This window comes from Pseudomonas sp. M2(2023) (genome assembly GCF_030263955.1).
GTDB classification, from domain to species: domain Bacteria; phylum Pseudomonadota; class Gammaproteobacteria; order Pseudomonadales; family Pseudomonadaceae; genus Aquipseudomonas; species Aquipseudomonas asiatica.
In genome coordinates this window covers 3,013,077-3,036,156 of record NZ_CP127114.1, presented here as the reverse complement: position 1 = coordinate 3,036,156, position 23,080 = coordinate 3,013,077, and the positions used below count along the sequence as shown (strand labels likewise).

Genomic DNA, 23,080 nt, shown 5'->3' with positions numbered 1-23,080 from the left:
GGGGTTCAACAAATTTTCGGACGTTGCCTACAGGCCCTGTTGCAACACTGGGTCGTCCGGATTCTGCCGCTCCAGCTCGGCCAGCAGCACCTGCACGTTCTGCAACTGGCCGGTTTCCTTCCAGTACTTAATCAGCAACACCCGTGCCCGGCGATTGGCCGGCTGGCGGTTGAGCACGATTTCCAGTTGCTTTTGCGCGGCGTCGAGTTGTTCCAGTTCATGCAAGGTGACTGCCAGTGTATAGCGGTAGTCGGCGTTGTCCGGGTCCAGTTCGACGGCACGGGACAAGGCCAGCAGTGCGTATTCGCGCTGTTCGTGACGGTTAAGCCAGAGCCCCAGTTCGTACTGCAGAAAGGCCGAATCGGGGCTTAGCGCAAGGGCTTTGCCCAGTATCTGACGCGAGGCGTCGTGATAGCCCTGGCGCTCCAGCAGGCGTACCTGAGTCGCCAGTGCGTCGAGGTTGCCTGGCGCTACCGCCAGGGCTCGCTGCAGGGCGGTGTCGGCCAGGGTGTAGTCGTTTTCGTGCAGATAGAGGCGCGCCAGGTGGACTTGGGCGTCGGCGTCTTCGGGTTGTTGCTCGAGGGCCTGCTGGTATTGCTCCAGGGCGACCTGTAGCGGGCCGAAATAAAGGCCGATGTCATCCGGAGCAAGGCCGAGCAGGGCATCTACCGCGGCAAAGCGCACGCTTTGCTCGTCGTCGTCCAGCAGTGGGCCGAGTACCAGGCTGCGCTGCGCCGCCGGCAGCAGGCGGCGAATACCGGCAATGGCTGCACGGCGCACCTGCGGGTCGGCATGCTCGAGGTCCTGACGGGCGAGTTTCAATGCCTGGGGCGAAGGGTAGTTTGGCAGTTCGGCATACAAGGCGGCACGGCGAATGGGCGGCAGGTCGGTGCGCTGCAGTTGCTGGTACAGCACCCGTGCAGCGCCGGGTTGGCCCTCATGGGCCTGGCGCAGGGCCTTGGCGTAGCTGTGCGCAGGCAGGGTAGGCGGGGCTGGCGGAGCGTCGCGCCACAGGTAGCCGAACAGGGCCGATACCAGGATCAACAGCAGCAGGGCGATCAGGTAGCGGTTGCGTCTGTGCATCGGACGATCCGGGGCGGCGGGAAGGGCAGAGCTTGGGCTAGCCGGGTGGTAAATGCAACCAGGTCCCTGCACACACCCTCAATCAGCATAAAAAAGCCCCGCGGACCAAGGCCTGCGGGGCAAACGGTTGGGGGAGGGGCCAACCAAAGGAGTCGTTGAAGCGGGTGTATCAGCGCGCGCTGGCTACGGTCTCCGGTTGCCAGCCGCCGCCCAGGGCCTTGTAGATGGAGACGATGCCGCGGTACAACTCGACTTCACCCTGGGCCTGCGCATCTTCAGCGCTCAGCCGCTCACGCTCGGCATCGAGCAGCACCAGGTAGTCCACCGTACCCTCGCGATAACGAATCGAGGCCAGTTCCGCCGCCTTGCGGCTGGCGTCGCTCTGGCGCATCAGCGACAACAGCCGCTGCTGGGTCTTGTCGTAGTCGCTGAAGGCGTTGGCCGATTCTTCCAGGGCCAGCAATACCTGCTGTTCATAGTTGGCCAGTGCCCCTTCGGCATCGGCCTTGGCACCGCGCAGTCGGGCGCGCACGCTGCCCAGGTCGAAGGCGGCCCACGTTATGCTCGGGCCCAGCGCCCAGGCATTGGCTGCCGAGGAACCTATCTGCGAACCACGTGCAGCAGTAAAGCCGAGGAAGCCACTGAGGCTGACGCGCGGGAACAAGTCGGCCGTGGCCACGCCAACGTTGGCGGTGGCAGCCGCCAGCTGGCGTTCGGCGCTGCGGATGTCCGGGCGGCGGCGCAGCAGTTCCCCCGGGTCACCCACCGGTAGCGCCTTGGCGATGGCCGGCAGTGCCTTGGGCGACAGGTCGACGCTGAGCGCCTCGGGGCGCTGACCGAGCAGGGTGGCGATGCGATGCCGGGCCCGTGCCTGTTCCGCCTGCAGTTGCGGTACGGTGGCTTCAACCCCGGCCAGGCGCGCGTCGGCCCGCACCACATCAAGGTCGTTGCCCACGCCGGCATCGCGCAGGGTTTCGGTGATGGCCCGCGATTCCTGCTGGGTCTTGAGGTTGGCCAGGGCGATCTTCTCGCGCAACTGCGCGCCACGCAGCTGGCCGTAAGCATCCACCAGTTCGGCGATCAGGCTGACCTGCAGCTGCTGCAGGTCGGCCGCGGCTGCTGCTTCCTGGGCTTCGCTGGCTTCGATCTGGCGCTGGATGCGGCCGAACAGGTCAAGCTCCCAGGCCATGTCCAGGCCCAGGTCGTAGCGCTCACTGTTTACCCGCTGCGTGGTCTGGCCGGGGATCTGGCCCTTGCCGATGTCGCTGCTGGCGCGGCTGGTGACCACCGGAAACTGATCGTTCTCGGCGTCTTCACGGATCGAACGGGCCGACTTCAGGCGGGCGAAGGCCACGCGCAGGTCACGGTTGCCATCCAGCGAAGCCTGCACCAGCTGGTTCAGCACCGGGTCGTCGAACTGCTTCCACCACAGGCTTTCGAAACGGCTACGGTCGTAGGCCTTGGTCTGTATGTCGCTGGCCAGCTGCGCGGGCTCGGTGGCTGGCGCCTGGTAGTCCGGGCCTACTGCACAGGCCGACAAGGCGAGCGCCAGCAAGCTCGGGGTCAAGGGTTTGAGCAGGTTCATGCATGGCTCTCCAGCGATTGGGCGCGTTCGGCCTTGCGGGCCTGGCGACGCTCGACGAAACGGCGAATCAGGAAGAAGAACACCGGGGTCAGGAACAGGCCGAACACGGTAACCCCGATCATTCCCGAGAACACCGCCACGCCCATGGCATGGCGCATTTCAGAACCGGCACCGGAGCTGAACACCAGTGGAACCACACCCATGATGAAAGCGATCGAGGTCATCAGGATCGGCCGCAGGCGCAGGCGGCAGGCTTCCAGTACCGCAGCCAGCGGGTCGAGCCCCTTGGCCTGTTCGTCCTTGGCGAACTCGACGATCAGGATCGCGTTCTTGCACGCCAGGCCCACCAGTACGATCAGACCGATCTGGGTGAAGATGTTGTTGTCACCCCCCGACACGATCACCCCGGTGATGGCCGACAACAGGGTCATAGGCACGATCAGGATCACTGCCAGCGGCAGGCTCCAGCTTTCGTACTGGGCGGCAAGCACCAGGAAGGCCAGCAGCACGCACAGCGGGAACACGAACAGCGCGGTATTGCCCGAAAGGATCTGCTGGTAGGTCAGGTCGGTCCACTCGAAGGTCATGCCGTTGGGCAGTTCCTCCTTCAGCAGCTTCTCGATGGCAGCTTCGGCCTGGCCGGAGCTGTAGCCCGGTGCCGCGGCGCCGTTGATCTCGGCGGTGATGAAACCGTTGTAGTGCATCACCCGGTCAGGCCCGGAGGTGTCGCTGACCTTGAGGAAGGTCGCCAGCGGGATCATCTCGCCGAGGTTGTTGCGCACCTTCAGCTGGCCGATCTGCTCGGCATCGAGGCGGAACTGCTGCTCGGCCTGGACGTTGACCTGATAGGTACGGCCAAAGCGGTTGAAGTCGTTGGTGTACAGCGAGCCCAGGTAGACCTGCAGGGTGTCGAAGATGTCGGTGATCGCCACGCCGTGGGTCTTGGCCTTTTCCCGGTCGATGGCGGCATCGACCTGGGGCACGTTGACCTGGTAGCTGGTGAAAAGGCCCGCCAGTTCCGGCACGTTGTGGCTCTTGGCGATGATGTTCTGGGTTTCCTTGTACAGCGCCTCGTAGCCCAGGTTGCCACGGTCTTCGATCTGCAGACGGAAGCCGCCGATGGTGCCCAGGCCTTGTACCGGCGGTGGCGGGAAGATCGCGATGTAGGCGTTCTGGATGTCGGCGAACTGGGCATTCAGTGCAGCCGCGATGGCCGCCGCCGACTGGCTCGGGTCCTTGCGCTCGTCGAACGGCTTGAGCGGGGTGAACACGATGCCGCTGTTCGGGCTGTTGGTGAAACCGTTGATCGACAGGCCAGGGAAGGCTACCGAGTCGGCCACGCCAGGCTGCTTCAGGGCGATTTCGCTCATGCGCTTGATCACCGCTTCGGTGCGGTCGAGGCTGGCCGCGTCAGGCAGCTGGGCGAACGCCACCAGGTACTGCTTGTCCTGGGCCGGCACGAAACCGGTCGGGGTGGACGAGAAGCCGAGGTAGGTCAGGCCCATCAGGCCGGCATACACGAACAGGGCGATGCCGCTGGAGCGGATGACCCGACGCACGCCGCCGACGTAGCGGTTGGAAGCGCGGTCGAAGAAGCGGTTGAACGGGGCGAACAGCCAGCTGCCCAGCAGTTTTTCCAGGAACCGCGAGAAACGGTCCTTGGGCGCATGGTGGTCCTTCAGCAGCACGGCTGCCAGGGCCGGCGACAGGGTCAGCGAGTTGAATGCCGAGATGACCGTGGAAATGGCGATGGTCAGAGCGAACTGCTTGTAGAACTGCCCGGTCAGGCCGGAAATGAACGCAGCAGGTACGAACACCGCGCACAGCACCAGGGCGGTGGCGATGATCGGCCCGGTCACTTCGCCCATGGCCTTTTGCGTGGCTTCCAGCGGTTTCAGGCCCAGGCCGATGTTGCGCTCGACGTTCTCCACCACGACGATGGCATCGTCCACCACGATACCGATGGCCAGGACCAGGCCGAACAATGACAGCGCGTTGAGCGAGAAGCCGAACAGGTGCATCACGGCAAAGGTACCGATCAGCGATACCGGCACGGCCATCAGCGGGATGATCGAGGCACGCCAGGTCTGCAGGAACAGGATGACGACCAGCACCACCAGCACCAGCGCTTCGAACAGGGTGTGTACCACGGCTTCGATGGAACCACGGACGAACACGGTCGGGTCATAGACGATGCTGTAGTCCATGCCCTCGGGGAAGTCCTTCTTCAGCTCGGCCATCTTCGCCCGCACTTCGTCGGAGATCTCGATGGCGTTGGAGCCTGGGCGCTGGAAGATCGGAATGGCCACCGCCGGCTGGTTGTTCAGCAGCGAGCGCAGGGCGTACTGGCTGGAACCGAGTTCGACCCGGGCGATGTCCTTCAGGCGGGTGATTTCGCCATCGGCACCGGCGCGGATGATGATGTTCTCGAACTCTTCCTCATTCACCAGGCGACCCTGGGTGTTGATCGACAGCTGGAAGCTGGTCGAACCCGGGGCGGGTGGGGCGCCCAGCTGGCCGGCGGCCACCTGGCGGTTCTGCTCGCGGATCGCAGCCACCACATCACTGGCGGTGAGGTTGCGCGAAGCGGTCTTGTTCGGGTCCAGCCACACGCGCAGCGAGTAGTCGCCCATGCCGAACAGCTGCACATCGCCCACGCCGCCCAGGCGCGCCAGCTCATCCTTGATGTTGAGGATGGCGTAGTTGGACAGGTAGAGCATGTCGTAGCGGTTATCCGGCGAGGTCAGGTGCACGACCATGGTCAGGTCGGGCGAGGCCTTGTCGACCGTGATACCGATGCGGGTCACTTCCTCTGGCAGCTTGGGCTGGGTACGGGTGACGCGGTTCTGCACCTGCACCTGGGCGTTGTCCAGGTCGGTGCCCAGGGCGAAGGTGATGGTCAGCGTCAGCTTGCCGTCAGCGGTGGACTGGGAGGACATGTACAGCATGTTCTCCACGCCGGTAATCGCCTGCTCCAGTGGCGCGGCGACGGTTTCGCCGATGACCTTGGGGTTGGCGCCGGGGAAGTTGGCGCGCACCACCACGGTGGGCGGCACCACTTCGGGGTATTCGCTGATCGGCAGCTGGAACAGCGAGATCGAACCCGCGATCAGCAGCACCAGCGACAGCACCGCGGCGAAAATTGGCCGGGTAATGAAGAATTTCGAGAAGTTCATCGGTGTGGTCCCTTAACCGCGTGGCGCCTGGGCGCTGGCGACTTTCACGTTGTTGCCCGCCACCTTCGGCGCCGGGTTGCTGGCCTCCAGGGCCTGGCGCTGCTGGGCGAGGGCGGCGAGGGTCTGTTCGCTGGCCATCGGTGTCTCTTCCGGGGTGACCGGTGAGCCAGGGCGCACACGCTGCAGGCCCTTGACCACGATGCGGTCGTCCTTGCCCAGGCCGCTGCGCACGATGCGCAGGCCTTCCAGCTTCGGCCCCAGCTCCACGGCGCGGTAGGCGGCCTTGTTGTCCTTGTCCATGACCAGCACGAACTTCTTGCCAAGGTCGGTGCCCACGGCTTCGTCGTTGATCAGCACGGCCTGGTACTGTGCGCTGCCCACCAGCTTCAGGCGTGCATACAGGCCTGGGGTGAACTGGCCGTCGCTGTTGTCGAACACCGCACGGCCACGGATGGTGCCGGTGCGCGGGTTGACCTGGTTGTCGACGAAGTTCATCTGGCCCAGGTGCGGGTTGCCGGTTTCGTTGGTCAGGCCCAGGTACACCGGGGTGCTCTGGCCGCGCTGGCCTTCGCGAGCCAGCTGGGTGTACTTGAGGTACACGCGCTCGTCGGCGTCGAAGTAGGCGTAGACCTTGTCGGTGGAGACCACGCTGGTCAGCGGGGTGACATCGGCGGTGACGATGTTGCCGGCGGTGAACTGGGCGCGGCTGACACGGCCGCTGATGGGCGCGGTGACACGGGTGAAGCTGAGGTTCAGGCGTGCCAGGTCGAGCTGGGCCTGGATCGCGTCGACCCCGGCGCGGGCTTCGGCGGCAGCGCTGCTACGCGATTCGGCCAGTTCTGCGGAAATGGCGTTGCTGTCACGCAGGCGTTCGCCACGGCGGGCTTCGTTGGCGCTGCGAATGGCGGTGGCCTTGGCCTGCTGCAGTTGGGCTTCGAGGCGGCGGACCTCTGCCTGGAACGGGCGTGGATCGATCTGGAACAGCAGGTCGCCTTTCTTGACCTGGGCGCCTTCGGTGAAGGCTACCAGGTCGATCTGGCCGGAGACCCGTGGGCGTACCTCGACGGTTTCCGGCGCTTCGAGGCGGCCGGTGAACTCGTCCCATTCATTGATCGGTTGCTCGATCACCTTGGCCACGCTGACCTTCGGCGCGGTGGGAGCCTGCACTGCGTCTGGGGTTCGGCCACAAGCGCTGATCACCACCACTGCCAGGGCAGCGAGGGGGAAGCGCAAGGGTTTGAATGATTGTTCCATGGAGAACTCCGCCAATGTATTAGTAGTGGGCGGAGTGTGAGTGTCTTGCGCGTGAGGCACGAATCGAACGGGACGAAGGTTATTATCACGATGAATGATATGAGCAGATCATTCATCGATTGCAGACATGGCCAGCTCGGTCGTGGGCTTTCATCCTGGGTCAGTGATTTCAGTGAATGCTCGAGGCCAGTTCGAAGATCGGCATGTACATCAGGATCACGATCAGGCCGATCAGCAGGCCGATGAAGGTCATCAGCAGCGGTTCGAACAGCTTGACGAACCATTCCACCCAGCGGCCGATTTCCTGGTCATGGAAGTCGGCGCAGCGCTCCAGCATTTCGCCCAGGTTGCCGGACTGCTCGCCGGCGCGCAGCAGGCGCAACGACACCGGCGTCACCAGTTGCCCGGCCTCCAACGCATCGGACAGGGGCAACCCTTCGGCGACCCGCTGGCTGGCGTGCTCCAGGCCCTCGGCCGCCGCGCTGCCGAGCAGGCCGCGGGCCATGCCCATGGCGGTGAGGATGGGGATACCGCCTTGCAGCAGGATGCCCAATGAGCGATAGAAGCGCGCCAGTTCGTACATCATCAGGCGTTGGTGAAGTGCCGGCAGGCGCCGCAGCTGGCAGGCTGCCCAGCGCCGTACCCATGGCTGGCGGCGCAGCAGCCACAGCGCAGTGGCCGCACCGAGGGCGCCCAATGCCAGCGGTAGTTGCTGGGCATGCAGGAATAGCCCGATCTGCATCAGCAGCCGAGACAGCCAGGGCAACTCGGTGCCCATGCCCTCGAACACCTGGCTGAAACGCGGCACCACGTAGCCAAGCAGGAACAGCACCACGCCACCGCCCACCAGCAATAGCAGCATCGGGTAGACCGAGGCACCCACCAGCTTCTGCCGGACCAGGTCCAGGCGCTGGCGGTAGCTTATGTAGCGGGCGAGGGCGTCGCCGAGCGCGCCGGTACGCTCGCTGGACTGTACCAGCGCCACGTATAGCGGCGGGAACACCCGTGGCTGCTGGCCCAGGGCCTGGGACAGCGAGCGGCCTTCGTACAGTTGGCGGACCAGTTCGGCGAGCACTTTGCGCGCTGCGGCTGCGGGGGCCTTTTCCGCCAGGCTTTCCAGCGCGTCGATCAGCGGCAGGCCGGCGTTGAGCAGGGTCGAGAGTTCCTGGCTGAACAGCACCAGGTCAAAGCTTGCTTCGCGGCGCCAGGCCATGCCGCGCAAGGCGCCGCCGTGGCCATGCAGGCTGAGCACGCGCAAGCCCTGGTCCTCGACCTGGCGGCGGGCCTGGTCGGCGTCCTCGGCGTCGATCTGCAACTGCACCACACCCTGCCTGCCCAGGGCCTTGAGGCTGTAGCGCATGGCCGTTCTCCCTACTGCCAACTGGTGATTTCGGCGTTTTCCCCGTCGCCACCGGGCTGGCCGTCCTTGCCCATCGACAGCAGGTCGTACTCGCCGCCGTTCTCGCCGGGTTGCCGGTAGATGTATGCGCGGCCCCACGGGTCTTGCGGCACGGCCTTCTGCAGGTACGGGCCGGTCCAGCGCGCTTCGCCATTGGGGGCGACCACCAGGGCCTGCAGGCCCTGCTCACTGCTGGGGTAGTGGCCGACTTCCAGGCGGTACAGGTCCAGGGCCTTGCTCAGCCCCTCTATCTGCGCCCGCGCCACCTTGGCTTCGGAGCGGCCGAGCTGGCTGAAGTACTTGGGCGCGACGATACCGGCCAACAGGCCGAGCACCACCAGCACCACCAAAAGTTCGAGCAGGGTGAAGCCACGTTGAGGGTTGGTTCTGCGCTGCATGGTGAAGCCCTCCGCTGCATGGGGACAAGCTTTTGCTGGCTCCATGCAACAGCCGTGCACGCCTGCGCTGGCGCCTTGCACCATGCGGCACGCGAAGCGGCACAGTGCTTGCGTCGTGGTCATCGACACCGGGTTTTCCGGGGTATATCCCCCAACATCGGGGGAGACCACGAAGAGGCGACCGACATGCGTGGACTCATTCTCGGTTTGATCTGGCTGGTGGCAGGTGCTGCCCAGGCCGATGTGTACATTTCCATCGACGCCAAAGGCAGCTACATACTGACCAACGTCCATCGACCCGGGCGCCTCTATGAAACGGTGATCAGCGAGCCGAAGGCCCAGGCCGGCCCGGCCAACGCGCAGCTCATCACCGGCCGCCCCTACGCCAAGCTGGTCGCCGCCGCGGCGCGCACCCACGACGTACCCCCGGCGTTGCTGCATGCGGTGATCAAGGCCGAGTCCGGTTACAACCCCAAGGCGCGTTCGCCAGCGGGCGCGGTGGGGCTGATGCAATTGATGCCGGATACTGCCCGCGAGATGGGCGTGGAAAACCGCCTGGACCCGGAAGACAACGTGCAGGGAGGGGCCCGCTACCTCAAGCGCATGCTCAATTTGTTCGACAATGACATCACCCTGGCTGTGGCGGCGTACAACGCCGGCCCCGAAGCAGTGTTGCGCCGTGGTGCGGTACCGCCGTTCGCCGAGACCCGACGCTATGTGCCCAACGTGCTGCGGGAGTACCGCCGCTTGCAGGGGTTGACGGGTGATTAGCCTCTGTAGCCCCTTTCAACGCTGGTGCGACCCCTGTGGGAGCGGCTTTAGCCGCGAAGAATCCAACGCGGTGCATGGCACCGGCTGCGCCGGTGTTCGCGGCTAAAGCCGCTCCCACAGGGACCGTGTGAGCATCTGGATTTTTGCAAGGCAGGTGCGTTCAATACGGGAAACAAGACAATACCCTTCGGCGGATGCCACCAAGCTGACCCGATGGTTTCCCCAACTCTGGGCTATAACCTTCTGAAGGTGCTCAGTTGTGGAGTCCGCCATGGACATCGCCCCTTGTTCCGACGTTATTGAAGTACCCGCCGGTAACGAACTGGCCACCCGACGCAAGCCGTTCAATCTGCTGCGCTGGTACGCCTGGGTCAGCCTGGCCATCATCCTCTCGGTAGCGGTCGGGCTGGGGTTGATTTCCAGCCGCTTCATCGTCGACGAGAGCATCGAGCGCGATGCCTTGCTCACCGCGCAGTTCATCACCTCCATCGCCGATGCCGAAGTGCGCCATGTGTCGATCCCTAATGTGCGCACCATGGGTGAACTGCTTGACCCGCGCATCGACCGCGCCAACCTGCTCGATGTCGACCCGGACGCCCGGCGCAGGGCGCGTGGCGAGTTCCTGGACCACATTGCGCACCTGCCCGACATGCTGCTGGCCAACATCTATGCCCCGGACCGTACGGTGATCTGGTCCAGCAACCCGGCCCTGGTCGGCAAGCTGATAGAAGGCGATGAGGACCTGGAGCAGGCTTTCGAGTACAAGATGCGAGTCTCGGCCAGCTACCACAACTTCGAACAGGCCCGCGTCGAGCAGAAGTTCGTCATCCCACCCGAGCAGTTGTTCATCGAAAACTATATTCCGCTGTTCGATGCCGATGGCGAGCAGGTCACGGCGATGGTCGAGATCTACAAGGAGCCCCATGACCTGATCGTGCGCATCGAGCATGGGCTGATCCTGATCTGGCTGGCGATCACCATCGGTGCCGCGCTGGTCTACGTAGGCCTGTACGGCATCATGCACCGCGCCGCGCGCCTGCTGGCGGTGCAGCAGAAGCGGCTGATCAGCAACGAAACCTACGTGGCGCTGGGCGAGGTGTCCTCGGCGGTGGCCCATAGCCTGCGCAACCCGCTGGCCAGCATCCGTTCCAGTGCCGAGTTGGCCCAGGCGTTCGACGATGGCCCGGCGCAGCGCAACGTCAACGACATCATCAGCCAGGTCGACCGCATGTCGCAGTGGATCCGCCAGATGTTGCAGTCCTTGCGCCCGCTCAACGATGAGGCCGTGGCGGTGGATTTGCCGCTGGCATTGCAGGAAAGCCTGCAGACCTACGCAGTGCCGCTGGCGCGCGGCGGAGTGAGCCTTGACCTGCAACCGATACCGGCAGTGCAGGTGCTGGGGCATCCGGTGTTACTGCGGCAGATCTTCAGCAGCCTGATCGCCAATGCCCTGGAGTCGATGGAGCAGGGTGGGCGGTTGCGTGTCGAGGTGGTGCGCCATGACCGGCGTAACCTGACCCTGCGCCTGTCCGACAACGGCAAAGGCATGACCGAACAGCAGCAGCGCATGGCCTTCCGGCCGTTCTTCACCACCAAGCAGGGTGGGTTGGGCGTGGGCCTGGTGTTGGTGAAACGCATCATGGAACGCTTCGGGGGCAGTGTCCGCCTCAGCAGCAGTGAAGGCCATGGCACCCGGGTTTCGCTGAGTTTCCGGCTGGTCAATGGCTCCTGACTTACATTAATAAATGCTCGTATCTAATTGTTTATAAAGGATTTAATGTTTTTTGGGTGAAAACCCCCAAATGTGGGGGATAGCCCTCCAAGTTAATTTAAGATGTGTCTTCAACCTATTGATAATCAAAGATAATTTGAATTGGCATGTTGGCTGGCTGGGTTCTTGCAATGTGACAGGCAGAGCGCAACACACGACAAATGGCGGCTGCGGCTGCACGGGTGGAGTGCTATCAATTGGCTACTATTTGTCGCCTTGATGCATTTCTGAATGGACGCCCTGGGCGGGAAGCACGCGATGCAGATGCTGGATAAAGAAGTTCCTGACAAGGCCAGTACTACCGCCAACGGTGTGGCCGTGCCATTGCGCGAATTCAACCTGCTGCGCTGGTTTTCGGTCATAAGCCTGCTGATCATCGCCTCGGTGGCGGGCGGGCTGGGTTATGTGTCGACGCGTTTCGTGGTGCGCGACAGCGTCGAGCGCGATGCCATGCTCACCGCCCAGTTCATCCAGGCCATGGCCCAGGCCGAAGTACGTCATTCGCAGTTGCCGCCGGGCACCACCATGGGCGAGTTGCTTGACCCGCGCCTGGACCAGCAGCACTTGCAGTTCACCCCGGAGCTGGCCGAATCGACCCGGGTCGAGTTCCTCGACCATGTGGAGCACCTGCCGGACACCTTGCTGGCCAACGTCTATGCCCGCGACCGCACCATTGTCTGGTCGACCAACCGGGAGCTGATCGGCAAGCGAATCGAGGCCGATGGTGACCTGGACCGCGCCTTCCGCTCGCGCAAGACGGTATCGGCCAGCTACCACCAGGCCGAGGATGACCGCGAAGAGCAGAAGTTCCAGCGTGAACCGCGCTTCCTGTTCATCGAGAACTACATCCCGCTGTTCGACAGCCAGGGCGAACAGGTGCTGGCCATGGTGGAAATCTACAAGGAGCCGCAGGACCTGGTGTTACGCATCCAGCGCGGTTATGTGCTGATCTGGGCTTCTACCCTGGTGGGCGGGGCGCTGGTCTACTTCGGCCTGTTCTGGATCGTGCGCCGCGCCGCGCAGCTGCTGCACCTGCAGCAGGACCGGCTGGTGGCCAGTGAAACCTATGTGGCCCTGGGCGAGATGTCTTCGGCCGTGGCGCATAGCTTGCGCAACCCGCTGGCCAACATTCGCTCCAGCGCCGAACTGGCTCAGGAAATCGCCAACCCCGCGGCGCAGAAGAACATCACCGACATCATCAGCCAGGTCGACCGCATGTCGCGCTGGGTGCGTGACCTGCTGGTGTCGCTGCGCCCGACCAGTGACGATGCCGAGGCCGTGGACCTGGTGACGGCCATCGAGGACACCCACCTGGCCTTCGCCCAGCAGATCGAACGCAACGGTGTGTACTTCTGCTACGAAGGCCCCCGGTCGCAATGGGTGGCCAGCCAGCCGCTACAGCTCACGCAGATTCTCAACACCCTGTTCTCCAATGCCCTGGAAGCCATGCCTGAAGGTGGCATGCTGTGCGCCCAGGTCAATGTGCAGGATGGGCAGCGTGCCGAGTTCGTCCTTAGCGATACCGGCAAGGGCATGAGCCAACAGCAGGAACGGATGGTGTTCAAGCCGTTCTACACCACCAAGCAGGGCGGCCTGGGTGTAGGCCTGGCCCTGGTCAAACGCATCATGGAGCGTTTTGGCGGCTCGGTCAGCCTGAGCAGCCGCGAAGAGGAAGGAACCCGCGTCAGCCTCACATTCAATATCGCAGCGGGAGGGGACCATGGAGCACAGCATCCTGGTAGTCGAGGATGATGAAATTCTCGCCGACAATATTCGCACCTACCTCGGCCTCAAGGGCTTCGAGGTCACCGTGTGCCACAGCGCGGAGCTGGCGCTGGAGCAGATAAAGCGGGGCCAGCCCGATGCGGTGCTGACCGACAACTCGCTGCCGGGCATGAGCGGGCACGACCTGCTGCGTACCTTGGTGGCGCAGGTGCCGGACCTGAAAGTGATCATGATGACCGGCTATGGCAACGTGGAAGATGCCGTGCAGGCAATGAAGGAGGGCGCCTTCCATTACCTGACCAAGCCCGTGGTGCTGGCCGAGCTCAAGCTGACCCTGGACAAGGCGCTGGCTGCCGAGCGCATGGAGCGCACGTTGTCGTTCTACCAGGAGCGCGAGGCGCAGAAGTCCGGGTTGCAGGCATTGATCGGTGAATCACCGGCGATGCTCACCCTCAAGCACACCCTGCGCCAAGTGCTGGATGCAGAACGGCGCATGGCCAGCGACGACCTGCCACCGGTGCTGATCGAAGGCGAGACCGGTACCGGCAAGGAGCTGGTGGCCCGCGCCCTGCATTTCGATGGTTCGCGCAGCAAGGGGCCGTTCATCGAGTTCAACTGCGCCTCGATCCCGGCCAATCTGCTGGAGGCCGAGCTGTTCGGCCACGAGAAGGGCGCCTTTACCGATGCCAAGGAGCGCAGGGTGGGCCTGGTGGAGGCTGCCGATGGGGGCACCTTGTTCCTCGACGAGATTGGCGAGATGGACCTGGTGCTCCAGGCCAAGCTGCTGAAGTTGCTGGAAGACCGCAGTATCCGCCGGATTGGCGCGGTGAAGGAGCGCAAGGTCGACCTGCGGGTGATCAGCGCTACCAACTGCAACCTGGAGCAGATGGTGCAGCAGGGCAGGTTCCGCCGCGACCTGTTCTTCCGCCTGCGTATCATTGCCCTGAAGGTACCGCGCCTGTATGCCCGCGGGCAGGACGTGCTGCTGCTGGCGCGGCATTTCCTGGCCCATCATGGCCGGCGTTATGGCAAGCCGAACCTGCGCTTTTCCGCCGAGGCGGAAAGCCTGATGCTCGGTTACAGCTGGCCAGGCAACGTGCGCGAACTGCGCAACATGCTGGAGCAGACCGTGCTGCTGGCGCCGAACGAGGTGGTGCAGGCGCACCAGCTCAACCTGTGCATGACCTTGATCGACGAGCCGCTGGTGCAGCAGGCGGCGCCTGCGGTGTTCGAAATGCCTCGGCACGAACCGGAGCCCGGCACCAGCCTGCCGGACATGGAGCGCGACCTGGTGTGCAAGACCCTGGACCGCACGGACTGGAACGTGACCAAGTCGGCACGCATGCTCGGGCTGTCGCGGGATATGCTGCGGTACCGGATCGAGAAGCTGGGGCTGACCAGGCCGGACAAGCGCCAGTGGTGAGCATCGGATAATGGGCCGTACAGGGGCCCCTGTGGGAGCGGCTTTGGCCGCGACCACCGGCGCAGCCGGTGCCATCACCGTGTTGGATTCTTCGCGGCTAAAGCCGCTCCTACAGGGATTGCGGCAACTTTTGGAATTTGAGCAAGACAGTTGCATTCAGGGGCATTGATCAACGCTGATTATCGGCTGCTCCCTGCCGCCCGGTACCTTCCGAGCCACTGCCATCCATCCCTGGCAAATCCCGGTTGTCATTCTGTTCAGCTGGCGGGCTGTCCGGGTCGTTGCCCTTTATGCGTGGGTCTGTGTCCCGCGGCATGGGCTTTTCGATCGGGTTGAGGGTGCTGTCCGCGCCCGGCTTGGGCGCCGGGTTGTGTGGGTCGTCGGGGTAGGTGGGGCCGGTGCCGGCAGCAATGGCCAACGGCGCGGCGAGCAGGGCAATCAGCAGGATGCTTGAGCGGGGCATGGCAGGCTCCTTTGCTTCTGGTAGGGCTGATACTTCCCTTCGGCCCTACCCGAAGCTTCAAGGTGCCATTACCCCGATCAACGGTTACACCACCAGCGACAGCAACATGATGAAGATGATGCCGACGATCGACAGGATAGTCTCCATCATGCTCCAGGTCTTGAAGGTTTCCGCCACGGTCATGTTGAAGTACTGCTTCACCAGCCAGAAGCCGGCGTCGTTGACGTGGGACAGAATCAACGAGCCAGCGCCGGTGGCCAGCACCAGCAGCTCACGGTTGACCCCCGGCACCAGGTCGATCACCGGTGCAACGATGCCCGCACCGGTAATGGTGGCGACCGTGGCGGAACCGGTGGCGATACGGATTACCGCTGCTACCAGCCAGGCCAGCATGATGGGCGAAATCTCCGCCTGTACGGCCATCTGCCCGATCACGTTGCCCACGCCGGTGTCTACCAGCATCTGCTTGAAGCCGCCGCCGGCACCCACGATCAGCACGATCGCCGCAGTCGGGGCCAGGCTCTGGTCGAGCATCTTCATGATCTGCTGACGGTTGAAGCCACGGGCCGAGCCAAAGGTATGGAAGGCCAGCAGCAGGGCAGCGAGCAGGGCGGTGATGGGGTGGCCGATCAGGTCCATCCACTGGCGCACGATGTGCTCGGCAGGCAGCACCACGTCGGCGAAGGTCTTCAGCAGCATCAGCACCACCGGCAGCAGCACGGTGACCAGGGTGATGGTGAAGCTCGGCAGATTGCCCTGGTCGGACTCCTTGGCGATCTGGTCCATCAGCTCCTGGGACGGGGTGCCCGGGATGTAGCGGGAAATGAAATTACCGAACAGCGGGCCGGCGATGATGGCGGTAGGCAGCGCCACGATCAGGCCATAGAAGATGGTCTTGCCGATGTCGGCATGGAAGATGCCGATCGCCAGCAGCGGGCCCGGGTGCGGGGGCACCAGGCCGTGCACCACCGACAGGCCGGCCAGCAGTGGAATGCCGATCTTGATCAGCGATACGCCGGAGCGTCGGGCGACGATGAACACCAGCGGGATCAGCAGCACGAAGCCGATCTCGAAGAACAGCGGGATACCCACCAGGAAGGCGGCGAACATCATCGCCCAGTGCACGTTCTTCTTGCCGAAGGCGCGGATGAGGGTTTGCGCGATCTGATCGGCCCCCCCGGAGTCGGCCATCAGCTTGCCAAGCATGGTGCCCAGGGCGAGCACGATGCCGACGAAGCCCAGAACACCGCCAAAACCGTCCTGGAACGATTTCATGACCTTGGCCACCGGCATGCCGGAGGTCAGGCCAAGGAAGCCGGCCGCGATGGTCAGTGCGACGAAGGGATGGACTTTGAAATGAGTGATCAGCAGGATCAGCCCGACGATGGTAACCAGCGCGTCGAGCAGCAGGAAGGTATCAGTAGCCAGTCCGAACATGGTTTGAAGGCCTCGGTCTTATCGTTGTTTTGGCGTAGCTTTTTTGCAAATTTGCTTGCGCTTGAGGGGCAGGGTAGCGCTGTCTCGGTTGGGCCGGGAAAGCCGCCTGGGTCAGGCGGTTTGTGCCAGGCCCGGCTCACTGCGGCCCTTTAGCCAGCTGTCCACCGCTTCGGCAAGCGCTTCGATGGGCTGGGTGGCGTCGAGCGCCAGGGTCAGGGGTTCGCCGTGTGGCGGCTCCAGGGCAGCGAATTGGCTATCGATGAGGCTCGCCGGCATGAAATGCCCGGGGCGGGCCAGCACGCGTTTCTCCGCCTCGGCGGGTGACAGCTCGAGGAACACGAACACCAGCCCGGGCATGGCGTCGCGCAGGGAGTCGCGATAGCGGCGCTTGAGGGCCGAACAGGTCAGGATCGGACGTTCCCCGGCCTGGGTCGTGGCTTGCAGCTCCTGACCAAGACGCACCAGCCAACCGGCACGGTCGCTGTCGTCCAGGGGGATGCCAGCGCTCATCTTGCGGATGTTTTCGGCAGGGTGGAAAGCGTCACCTTCGATCAGGCGGCCGCCGCTTCTGGCAGCGATGGCAGCGCCGATGCAGCTTTTGCCGCAACCGGCCACGCCCATCACCACGATGGCGGACAGGGGAGAATTCATCAGTACCTCCTGCGGGTGAGATAGCGCTGTCTCGTTGTCGACGAACAGCCACCTCCCCGGTGTTATTGGTCTTGTCCCTACGCAGTATGGACGCTTGGCGGCGAGCGCGCGTTGGCTGCTGCCAAAGATTACATTGCCTGCGTCCTGAGACAGCGCTACCTTAGTGGCCGTTCCCTTTCCTTGCAAGTAGTAAAATTACAACATCCATGTCCCGCACCGGCTCCCGTACCACAGGTCGTCCCACCCTGGCAGAAGTTGCCAGGCTTTCCGGGGTTTCCCCGATTACCGCCTCGCGCGCCCTGCGCGGGGTCAGCACGGTTGCGCCGGAGCTGGTGGAAAAGGTCGTTGCTGCCGCGGCGAGCCTCGGTTATGTCGCCAACCCGGCGGCCCGTGCCCTGGCTTCGGCGCGCAGCCAGTCGGTGGTGGTGTTGATCCCGTCGCTGTCCAACCAGCTGTTCATCGACACGCTGGAAGCCATTCATGAGGTCATGCGCCCGCGCGGGCTCGAGGTGCTGATTGGCAACTATCACTACGATCTTGCCGAAGAGGAGAACCTCATCCGCAACTACCTGGCCTATCAGCCCTGCGGCATGCTGCTGACCGGTTTCGAGCGCAGCGAGGCATCGCGGCAGATGCTGGCGGCCAGTGGCGTACCTTGTGTGCACATGATGGAACTGAATGGCGAAGCTGGTGCATTGTCCGTCGGCTTCTCGCAGCAGCAGGCCGGGCGCGCCGCCGCCCGCCACCTGATCGAGCGCGGGCGCAAGCGCCTGGGGTTCATTGCCGCACAACTGGACCCACGAGTGATGCAGCGTGCCGAAGGGTTCCGCCAGGCGTTGGCCGAGGCCGGCTTGCAGGCGACCGAGCTTGAAGTGCTGACGCCGGAGCCTTCTTCCATTGCCTTGGGCAGCGAGTTGTTCAGCCAACTGATGCGGCAGGCGCCGGATGTAGACGGTATCTTCTTCTGCAACGACGACCTGGCCCAGGGCGCGGTGCTGCAGGCATTGCGCCAAGGGGTGGAGGTGCCGCGGCAGGTGGCGATGGTCGGTTTCAACGACCTGCCGGCTTCGGCGCACATGGTGCCGCGGCTGACCTCGATTCGCACGCCTCGCGCCGCTGTGGGGCGCGGTGCTGCGCAGGCGCTGCTGGCGTTGCTCGATGGCAAGCGGGTGCCGAATGCGCAGCAGGACCTGGGCTTCGAGTTGATGGTGCGGGAAAGTTCCTGAGGGCGGACGCTTGCCCATCCCGGTTAAGAATGGCGCTCCGCATTGCGAATGCAATAATTACAAGGTGATAGCACTGTGCTTGCATGGCGCTAACGGCGATCTATGCTCAGGACACCGCGCATACAGGAGCCCGGCGTCATGTTCGATTTCCACCGCAAGTCCGATCTGGTCGAAATCCAGCGCAGTCATCAGGCATTGGCCAGCTTGCAGGCCAAGCTGGCGGCGATCAGCCGCTCCATGGCAATGATCGAGTTCACCCCCGACGGCACGATCCTCGATGCCAATGAGCGCTTCTGCCAAGCCATGGGCTACAGCGCCGAGGAGTTGCGCGGCAAACATCATCGGCTGTTCTGCGACCCTGGCTACGCGAAAAGCGCCGAATACCAGCAATTGTGGCGTGAACTGGGGCAGGGCAAGGCCATCAGCGGTACCTTCGAGCGCATCGACAAGGCCGGCCGCGAAGTCTGGCTGGAAGCCAGCTACATGCCGGTACTGGACGAGCAGCGCCAGGTCACCAGCGTTATCAAGGTGGCATCCGACATCAGCCAGCGAGTGATGGAGGAGCACGAGAGCGAAAGCCTGCTCAAGGCCATCAGCCGCTCCATGGCGGTGATCGAATTCACCCCGCAAGGCCGGGTGATCAAGGCCAACCAGAACTTCCTCGACACCATGGGCTATCGCCTGGACGAGGTGGTCGGTCGCCATCACGGGCTATTCTGCCTGGCGCATGAGCGCGAATCGGCCGAGTACCGCGAGTTCTGGGCATCGCTCAACCGCGGCGAATACCACTCGCACCGTTTCGAGCGTGTCGACAAACATGGCCAGACGGTCTACCTGGAGGCCTCCTACAACCCGATCTTCGACAGCAAGGGCCGCTTGTACAAGGTAGTGAAGTTCGCCAGCGACATCACCCGCCAGGTCAGCCCCCAGCAAAGCGCGGCCGATGCTGCCCATGCCAGTTCGGTACAGACCGATGCCTGCGCGCGCAAGGGCACCGAAGTAGTACAGCAGGCGGTACAGGTGATCGAGCAGATTTCCCATGAACTCAACGACGCGGCACGCAGTATCGATGCGGTGAGCAAGCAGTCGGATGTGATCGGGCAGATAGTGCTGACAATCCGTGGCATTGCCGACCAGACCAACCTGTTGGCTTTGAACGCAGCCATCGAGGCGGCCCGCGCCGGCGAGCACGGGCGCGGTTTTGCCGTGGTGGCCGACGAGGTGCGCAGCCTGGCGGCGCGAACCAGCAAGGCTACCCTGGAAATCGTCGACGTGGTGCGGCAGAACCACGACCTGTCGCTGTTGGCCGTGGCCAGCATGCAGTCGAGCCTGAAGCGTACCGACCATGGTGTGGCGCTGGCCAACGAAGCCGGTACGGTGATCATGGAAATCCAGCAGGGTTCACGGCACGTGGTAAACGCTATCAGCCAGATCAGTTCGACGCTGCAATTGCACTGAGCACATCGCCCAGCTCGTCCAGCAGGGTCTCCAGGCTGGCCTGTAGTTGCAGGCGATGGTCAACCGTCGGCAGGCCTTGGTCGTGGGCCTGCTCGATGGCTTCGCAATCCTTGACCAGCGTGCGTACCTTGAGCATCTTCGCCCCACCTTTGATCCGGTGAGCCAAGGCGCGCAAAGTTTCGCCGGGGGCGTCTGCTGGCAACGCCCGCAAGGTGGCCAGGTCTTCGCTGACGCTTTGTGACAACTGCTGCAGCAAGTTCCGCGTCAGTTGTTCGTCGTCCTGGGTCAGGTGGCGCAGTTCGCCAAGGTTGAACCCGCTGGCGCGCCGTGCTGTCGGCTGCTGCCGGGGGTGGGCGTGGGGCAGGTGGGTCTTGAGCGTACGCAGGCCGATGGGTTTGAACAGGCATTCGTCCATGCCGCTGGCCAGGCAGCGGGCACGCTCCTCGGCCTGGGCGTTGGCGGTGACGCCGAGAATGCGGCATGCCGTCAGGCCGCGTTCGCCCTCCAGGCTGCGGATACGGCGGGTCAGTTCGTGGCCGTCCATGACCGGCATGCTGCAGTCGGTGATTACCAGGTCAAAGCGCGCAGCCTGCCAGCGTGCCAGCGCGATTTCCCCGTTTTCCGCCAGCGTGACCCGATGCCCCAGGGTATGCAGTTGCCGCTCCAGCAGCAGCAGGTTGGCGGGGTAGTCGTCGACCACCAGTACGTTCAAAGGGCCGCTGCTTGTTTCCAGCACAGGGTCGTGCTGATCGGCCTGCACCGGTGCAGCGCAGGCGGGCAGCTGCAGGCTGACCTGCACCTTGGTGCCAAGGCCTTCGACGCTCTGCAAGTTCAAGGTACCGCCCATCAACTCGGCCAGCGTGCGGCTGATGACCAGTCCCAGGCCGGCGCCCTGGCGTGCCCGGGGGCCGTCAGCCTGGACGAAGGTATTGAACAGCCGGGCCTGGTCGGCAGGGCTGATGCCGATGCCGGTGTCTCGCACACTCAGCTCTACTGCCAGGCTGTCAGTGTCGGTGGGCGAGGGCAGTAGCAGGCTGGCCTGGACTTCACCGCTGTCGGTGAACTTGATGGCGTTGCTGATAAGGTTGGACAAGACCTGCTTGAGGCGCAGTGGATCAGCCAGCACCCACACCGGCGCAGCGGGCAGTTCGCTGTGCAGGTGCAGGCCTTTGGCCCTTGCGTTGCCTTCGAACACCCGCACGGTGGCGCGTACCAGTTCTACCAGGTTGGTGGGCACTGGCTGCAGGGTGATATGCCCGGATTCGATACGAGAAATGTCGAGAATATCGCCGATCAGCTCAAGCAGGCCAATGGCCGAATCGTGGGCGGTCTGCAGGGTCTGGGTGTCGCAGCGGCCGCCGCGGCTGTCTTCCAGGGCCAACTCCAGCAGGCCGATCACGGCATTCATCGGGGTACGGATTTCATGGCTCATGGTGGCCAGGAAGGTGCTTTTTGTCTGGCTGGCCTGTTCGGCGTCCTCCTTGGCCTGGCGCAGCTGTTCAAGCAGGCCGCGGCTAAGCGCAAGTTGCGCTTGCAGGGCATGCTGGGCCTCGGTGCGCTGGTTGATCAGCTTGCGCAGGTAGCTGTTCCAGAACACCACCCCGGCCAGCAGCAAGGCCGACAGCACCAGCACTTGCAAGACCAGCGTGCGGTAGTCGCGCCAGGGGCTGTCACTGACCAGGGTGGTGGTGCGCCAGCGGTTGATCAGCTGGTCCAGCTCTTCGGGTGGAATGCTCAGCAGCGCCTTGTCGAGGATTGCCTGCAGCTGTGGCTGGTCCGCGGCCACGGCGAAGGCGGCGATGGCCGGGTCATCGTCGAGCACGCTGGCAATGCGCAGGCGGTCCTTGAACACATGGCTGATGTAGTAGGCGGCATTGATATGGCTGCTCAGGGCGACGTCGGCGGCACCGTTGGCCACAGCCTCCATCAGGCCGAGCGGGTTGTCCACCTCGACCATCCTGGCCTGCGGATAGCGTTGTTGCAGCACGGCCCGTTGCGGCGAACCGCGTACCAGGGCGATGCGCATGCCATCCAGCGCCATCGCCTGCGGCGGTAATGCATTGTCGCCACGGGTGACCAGCACCCGTGGGCTGACCAGGTAGGGGCGGGTATAGCGCAGTTGTTTCGAACGGTCTGTGCTGTAACCCAATGCGCCGATCATCTGCGCATCCCCGCGCGCCAGGCGCTCGATCATTGCCTGCGCCGACGGGCTTTCGACCGGCTTGAAATGCAGCCCCGTGCGCAGCGAGATCTGCTTGAGCAGCTCGAGGGTGATGCCGCTGGGGCGGTGCTTGGTGTCGTTGAAGGTCAGTGGCGCCAGCGAAGTGTTGACCAGCACGCTGACGTTGGGGTTGGCAGCTATCCAGGCTTCTTCTTCGGCGGTCAGGGCGGTGAGGTGGCGCTGCAGCAGCAGGCTGGTGTTGCCACTGCTCCAGCGGCGCAGGATATTCAGGCGTTCGCTTTCGCTGATACGCGCCAGCGCCTTGTTGACCAACTGTTGCAGGCGCGGGTTGTCACTGGCCATGGCAAAGGCAAACGCGCCAGGGGCAACCTGGCAGAAGTGGTCGATCTTCAGTGTGCCCTGATAACTCTTGCCAATCGCGAAGTCGGTACTGATGGCATCGCCCAGGTAGGCGTCGGCCTCGCCCAGTTCGACGGCGGCCAACCCGGCCAGGGTCGAGCGATACAGGCTCAATTGTGCCTTGGGGTACAGGCTGCGGACGCTGCTGGCCGGCAGGTAATGATCGACCATGGCCAGGCGCAGGCCGGCGAGGTCGGGGGTGTTCTTCAGGCTGCGCCCCTCGCGGGTGACGATGACTGGCAGATCGTCGGCGTAGCTTGAACTGAGGCTGAGCTGGGCATCCGCTGCCTCGAAGGCGTTGGAGCTGCCCAGCAGGTCGATACGGCCGTCGCGTAGCGCAGCGATGGCTTGGTGGCGGCTGTCGAAGCGTCGTACTTCGATGGTGGTACCCAGCTGTTCTGCGATGATGCCAGCGTAATCGGCGCTGAGGCCTTCGTAGTCGTGCTGGCTGACATTGATCTCCAGCGGCGGGTAGTCGGGGCGCGAACTGCCAAGTACCAGGTGCTGGCGTTGCTGTAGCCAATGCCGCTCTTCGCTGGACAGCGCAAGCGGGGCCGCGGCGCTGACCGAGCGTGCCAGCAACTGGCGAGGTTCGCTGTTTGCCAGCAGCGCGCCGGAACCGGCCAGGCCGATGACCAGTAGGGCGCTTGCCAGCAGGCGCTTCATTGTCATCGAGCGC

General features: G+C 64.0%; 16 protein-coding genes and 1 pseudogene. 7 read left to right on the top strand and 10 right to left on the bottom strand.

Annotation, left to right across the window (positions count from 1 at the left end):
• Positions 1 to 27: 27 nt before the first annotated feature.
• The 6 genes from QN085_RS14050 to gspG form a co-directional block, all read right to left on the bottom strand.
• The gene (locus QN085_RS14050) at positions 28 to 1,083 is read right to left on the bottom strand and encodes a tetratricopeptide repeat protein (protein ID WP_013972815.1); all 1,056 of its coding nucleotides are present in this window, start codon (positions 1,081 to 1,083) and stop codon (positions 28 to 30) included.
• Positions 1,084 to 1,252: 169 nt separating this feature from the next.
• Positions 1,253 to 2,668 carry an efflux transporter outer membrane subunit gene (locus tag QN085_RS14045; RefSeq protein ID WP_013972814.1) on the bottom strand — a complete coding sequence of 472 codons (1,416 nt, stop codon included), beginning with the start codon at positions 2,666 to 2,668 and terminating at the stop codon, positions 1,253 to 1,255.
• Positions 2,665 to 5,844 carry an efflux RND transporter permease subunit gene (locus QN085_RS14040; protein WP_023663051.1) on the bottom strand — a complete coding sequence of 1,060 codons (3,180 nt, stop codon included), beginning with the start codon at positions 5,842 to 5,844 and terminating at the stop codon, positions 2,665 to 2,667. The genes QN085_RS14045 and QN085_RS14040 overlap by 4 nt, the downstream gene beginning before the upstream one ends.
• A gap of 12 nt (positions 5,845 to 5,856) precedes the next feature.
• The gene (gene mexE / locus QN085_RS14035) at positions 5,857 to 7,098 is read right to left on the bottom strand and encodes a multidrug efflux RND transporter periplasmic adaptor subunit MexE (protein WP_015270540.1); all 1,242 of its coding nucleotides are present in this window, start codon (positions 7,096 to 7,098) and stop codon (positions 5,857 to 5,859) included.
• Positions 7,099 to 7,267: 169 nt separating this feature from the next.
• Positions 7,268 to 8,458: a type II secretion system F family protein gene (locus QN085_RS14030; protein ID WP_013972811.1), complete on the bottom strand. Its 1,191-nt coding sequence runs from the start codon at positions 8,456 to 8,458 to the stop codon at positions 7,268 to 7,270.
• A gap of 11 nt (positions 8,459 to 8,469) precedes the next feature.
• Positions 8,470 to 8,895, bottom strand: a complete 426-nt coding sequence (gspG, locus tag QN085_RS14025; protein WP_003258264.1) for a type II secretion system major pseudopilin GspG — start codon at positions 8,893 to 8,895, stop codon at positions 8,470 to 8,472.
• Between the two features lie 186 nt (positions 8,896 to 9,081).
• Between gspG and QN085_RS14020 the strand changes: the two genes are divergently transcribed.
• From QN085_RS14020 to QN085_RS14005, 4 genes are all read left to right on the top strand, one after another.
• The gene (locus QN085_RS14020) at positions 9,082 to 9,666 is read left to right on the top strand and encodes a lytic transglycosylase domain-containing protein (protein ID WP_023662492.1); all 585 of its coding nucleotides are present in this window, start codon (positions 9,082 to 9,084) and stop codon (positions 9,664 to 9,666) included.
• A 271-nt stretch (positions 9,667 to 9,937) separates the two neighbouring features.
• Positions 9,938 to 11,398 (top strand): sensor histidine kinase, encoded by a 1,461-nt coding sequence (locus QN085_RS14015; RefSeq protein ID WP_013972809.1) that lies wholly within the window; start codon positions 9,938 to 9,940, stop codon positions 11,396 to 11,398.
• Between the two features lie 297 nt (positions 11,399 to 11,695).
• The gene (locus tag QN085_RS14010; RefSeq protein WP_031325631.1) at positions 11,696 to 13,189 is read left to right on the top strand and encodes a sensor histidine kinase; all 1,494 of its coding nucleotides are present in this window, start codon (positions 11,696 to 11,698) and stop codon (positions 13,187 to 13,189) included.
• The gene (locus QN085_RS14005) at positions 13,158 to 14,585 is read left to right on the top strand and encodes a sigma-54-dependent transcriptional regulator (protein WP_038409701.1); all 1,428 of its coding nucleotides are present in this window, start codon (positions 13,158 to 13,160) and stop codon (positions 14,583 to 14,585) included. Before QN085_RS14010 ends, QN085_RS14005 begins: the two co-directional genes overlap by 32 nt.
• Before the next feature lie 169 nt (positions 14,586 to 14,754).
• On the opposite strand, the gene QN085_RS14000 is transcribed toward QN085_RS14005, so the two are convergent.
• The 3 genes from QN085_RS14000 to QN085_RS13990 form a co-directional block, all read right to left on the bottom strand.
• Positions 14,755 to 15,048, bottom strand: a complete 294-nt coding sequence (locus QN085_RS14000) for a hypothetical protein (RefSeq protein ID WP_013972806.1) — start codon at positions 15,046 to 15,048, stop codon at positions 14,755 to 14,757.
• An 84-nt stretch (positions 15,049 to 15,132) separates the two neighbouring features.
• The gene (locus QN085_RS13995) at positions 15,133 to 16,485 is read right to left on the bottom strand and encodes a GntP family permease (protein ID WP_013972805.1); all 1,353 of its coding nucleotides are present in this window, start codon (positions 16,483 to 16,485) and stop codon (positions 15,133 to 15,135) included.
• A gap of 111 nt (positions 16,486 to 16,596) precedes the next feature.
• A complete protein-coding gene (locus QN085_RS13990; RefSeq protein WP_015270531.1) occupies positions 16,597 to 17,136 on the bottom strand; it encodes a gluconokinase in 540 nt (179 codons plus the stop codon).
• 206 nt (positions 17,137 to 17,342) lie between these two features.
• On the opposite strand from QN085_RS13990, the gene gnuR reads away from it, so the two are divergent.
• The 3 genes and pseudogenes from gnuR to QN085_RS25995 all read left to right on the top strand — a co-directional run bounded on the left by gnuR (position 17,343) and on the right by QN085_RS25995 (position 19,820).
• A complete protein-coding gene (gene gnuR, locus QN085_RS13985; RefSeq protein WP_024087200.1) occupies positions 17,343 to 18,362 on the top strand; it encodes a transcriptional regulator GnuR in 1,020 nt (339 codons plus the stop codon).
• A gap of 102 nt (positions 18,363 to 18,464) precedes the next feature.
• A pseudogene (locus tag QN085_RS26000) lies at positions 18,465 to 19,223 on the top strand (PAS domain-containing protein); the annotation flags it as partial.
• Between the two features lie 27 nt (positions 19,224 to 19,250).
• Positions 19,251 to 19,820 carry a methyl-accepting chemotaxis protein gene (locus QN085_RS25995; RefSeq protein ID WP_502945422.1) on the top strand — a complete coding sequence of 190 codons (570 nt, stop codon included), beginning with the start codon at positions 19,251 to 19,253 and terminating at the stop codon, positions 19,818 to 19,820.
• Here QN085_RS25995 and QN085_RS13975 read toward each other — a convergent pair.
• Positions 19,795 to 23,067: a transporter substrate-binding domain-containing protein gene (locus QN085_RS13975; RefSeq protein ID WP_041505909.1), complete on the bottom strand. Its 3,273-nt coding sequence runs from the start codon at positions 23,065 to 23,067 to the stop codon at positions 19,795 to 19,797. The two genes, QN085_RS25995 and QN085_RS13975, sit on opposite strands and share 26 nt — an antisense overlap.
• Between the last annotated feature and the right edge of the window lie 13 nt (positions 23,068 to 23,080).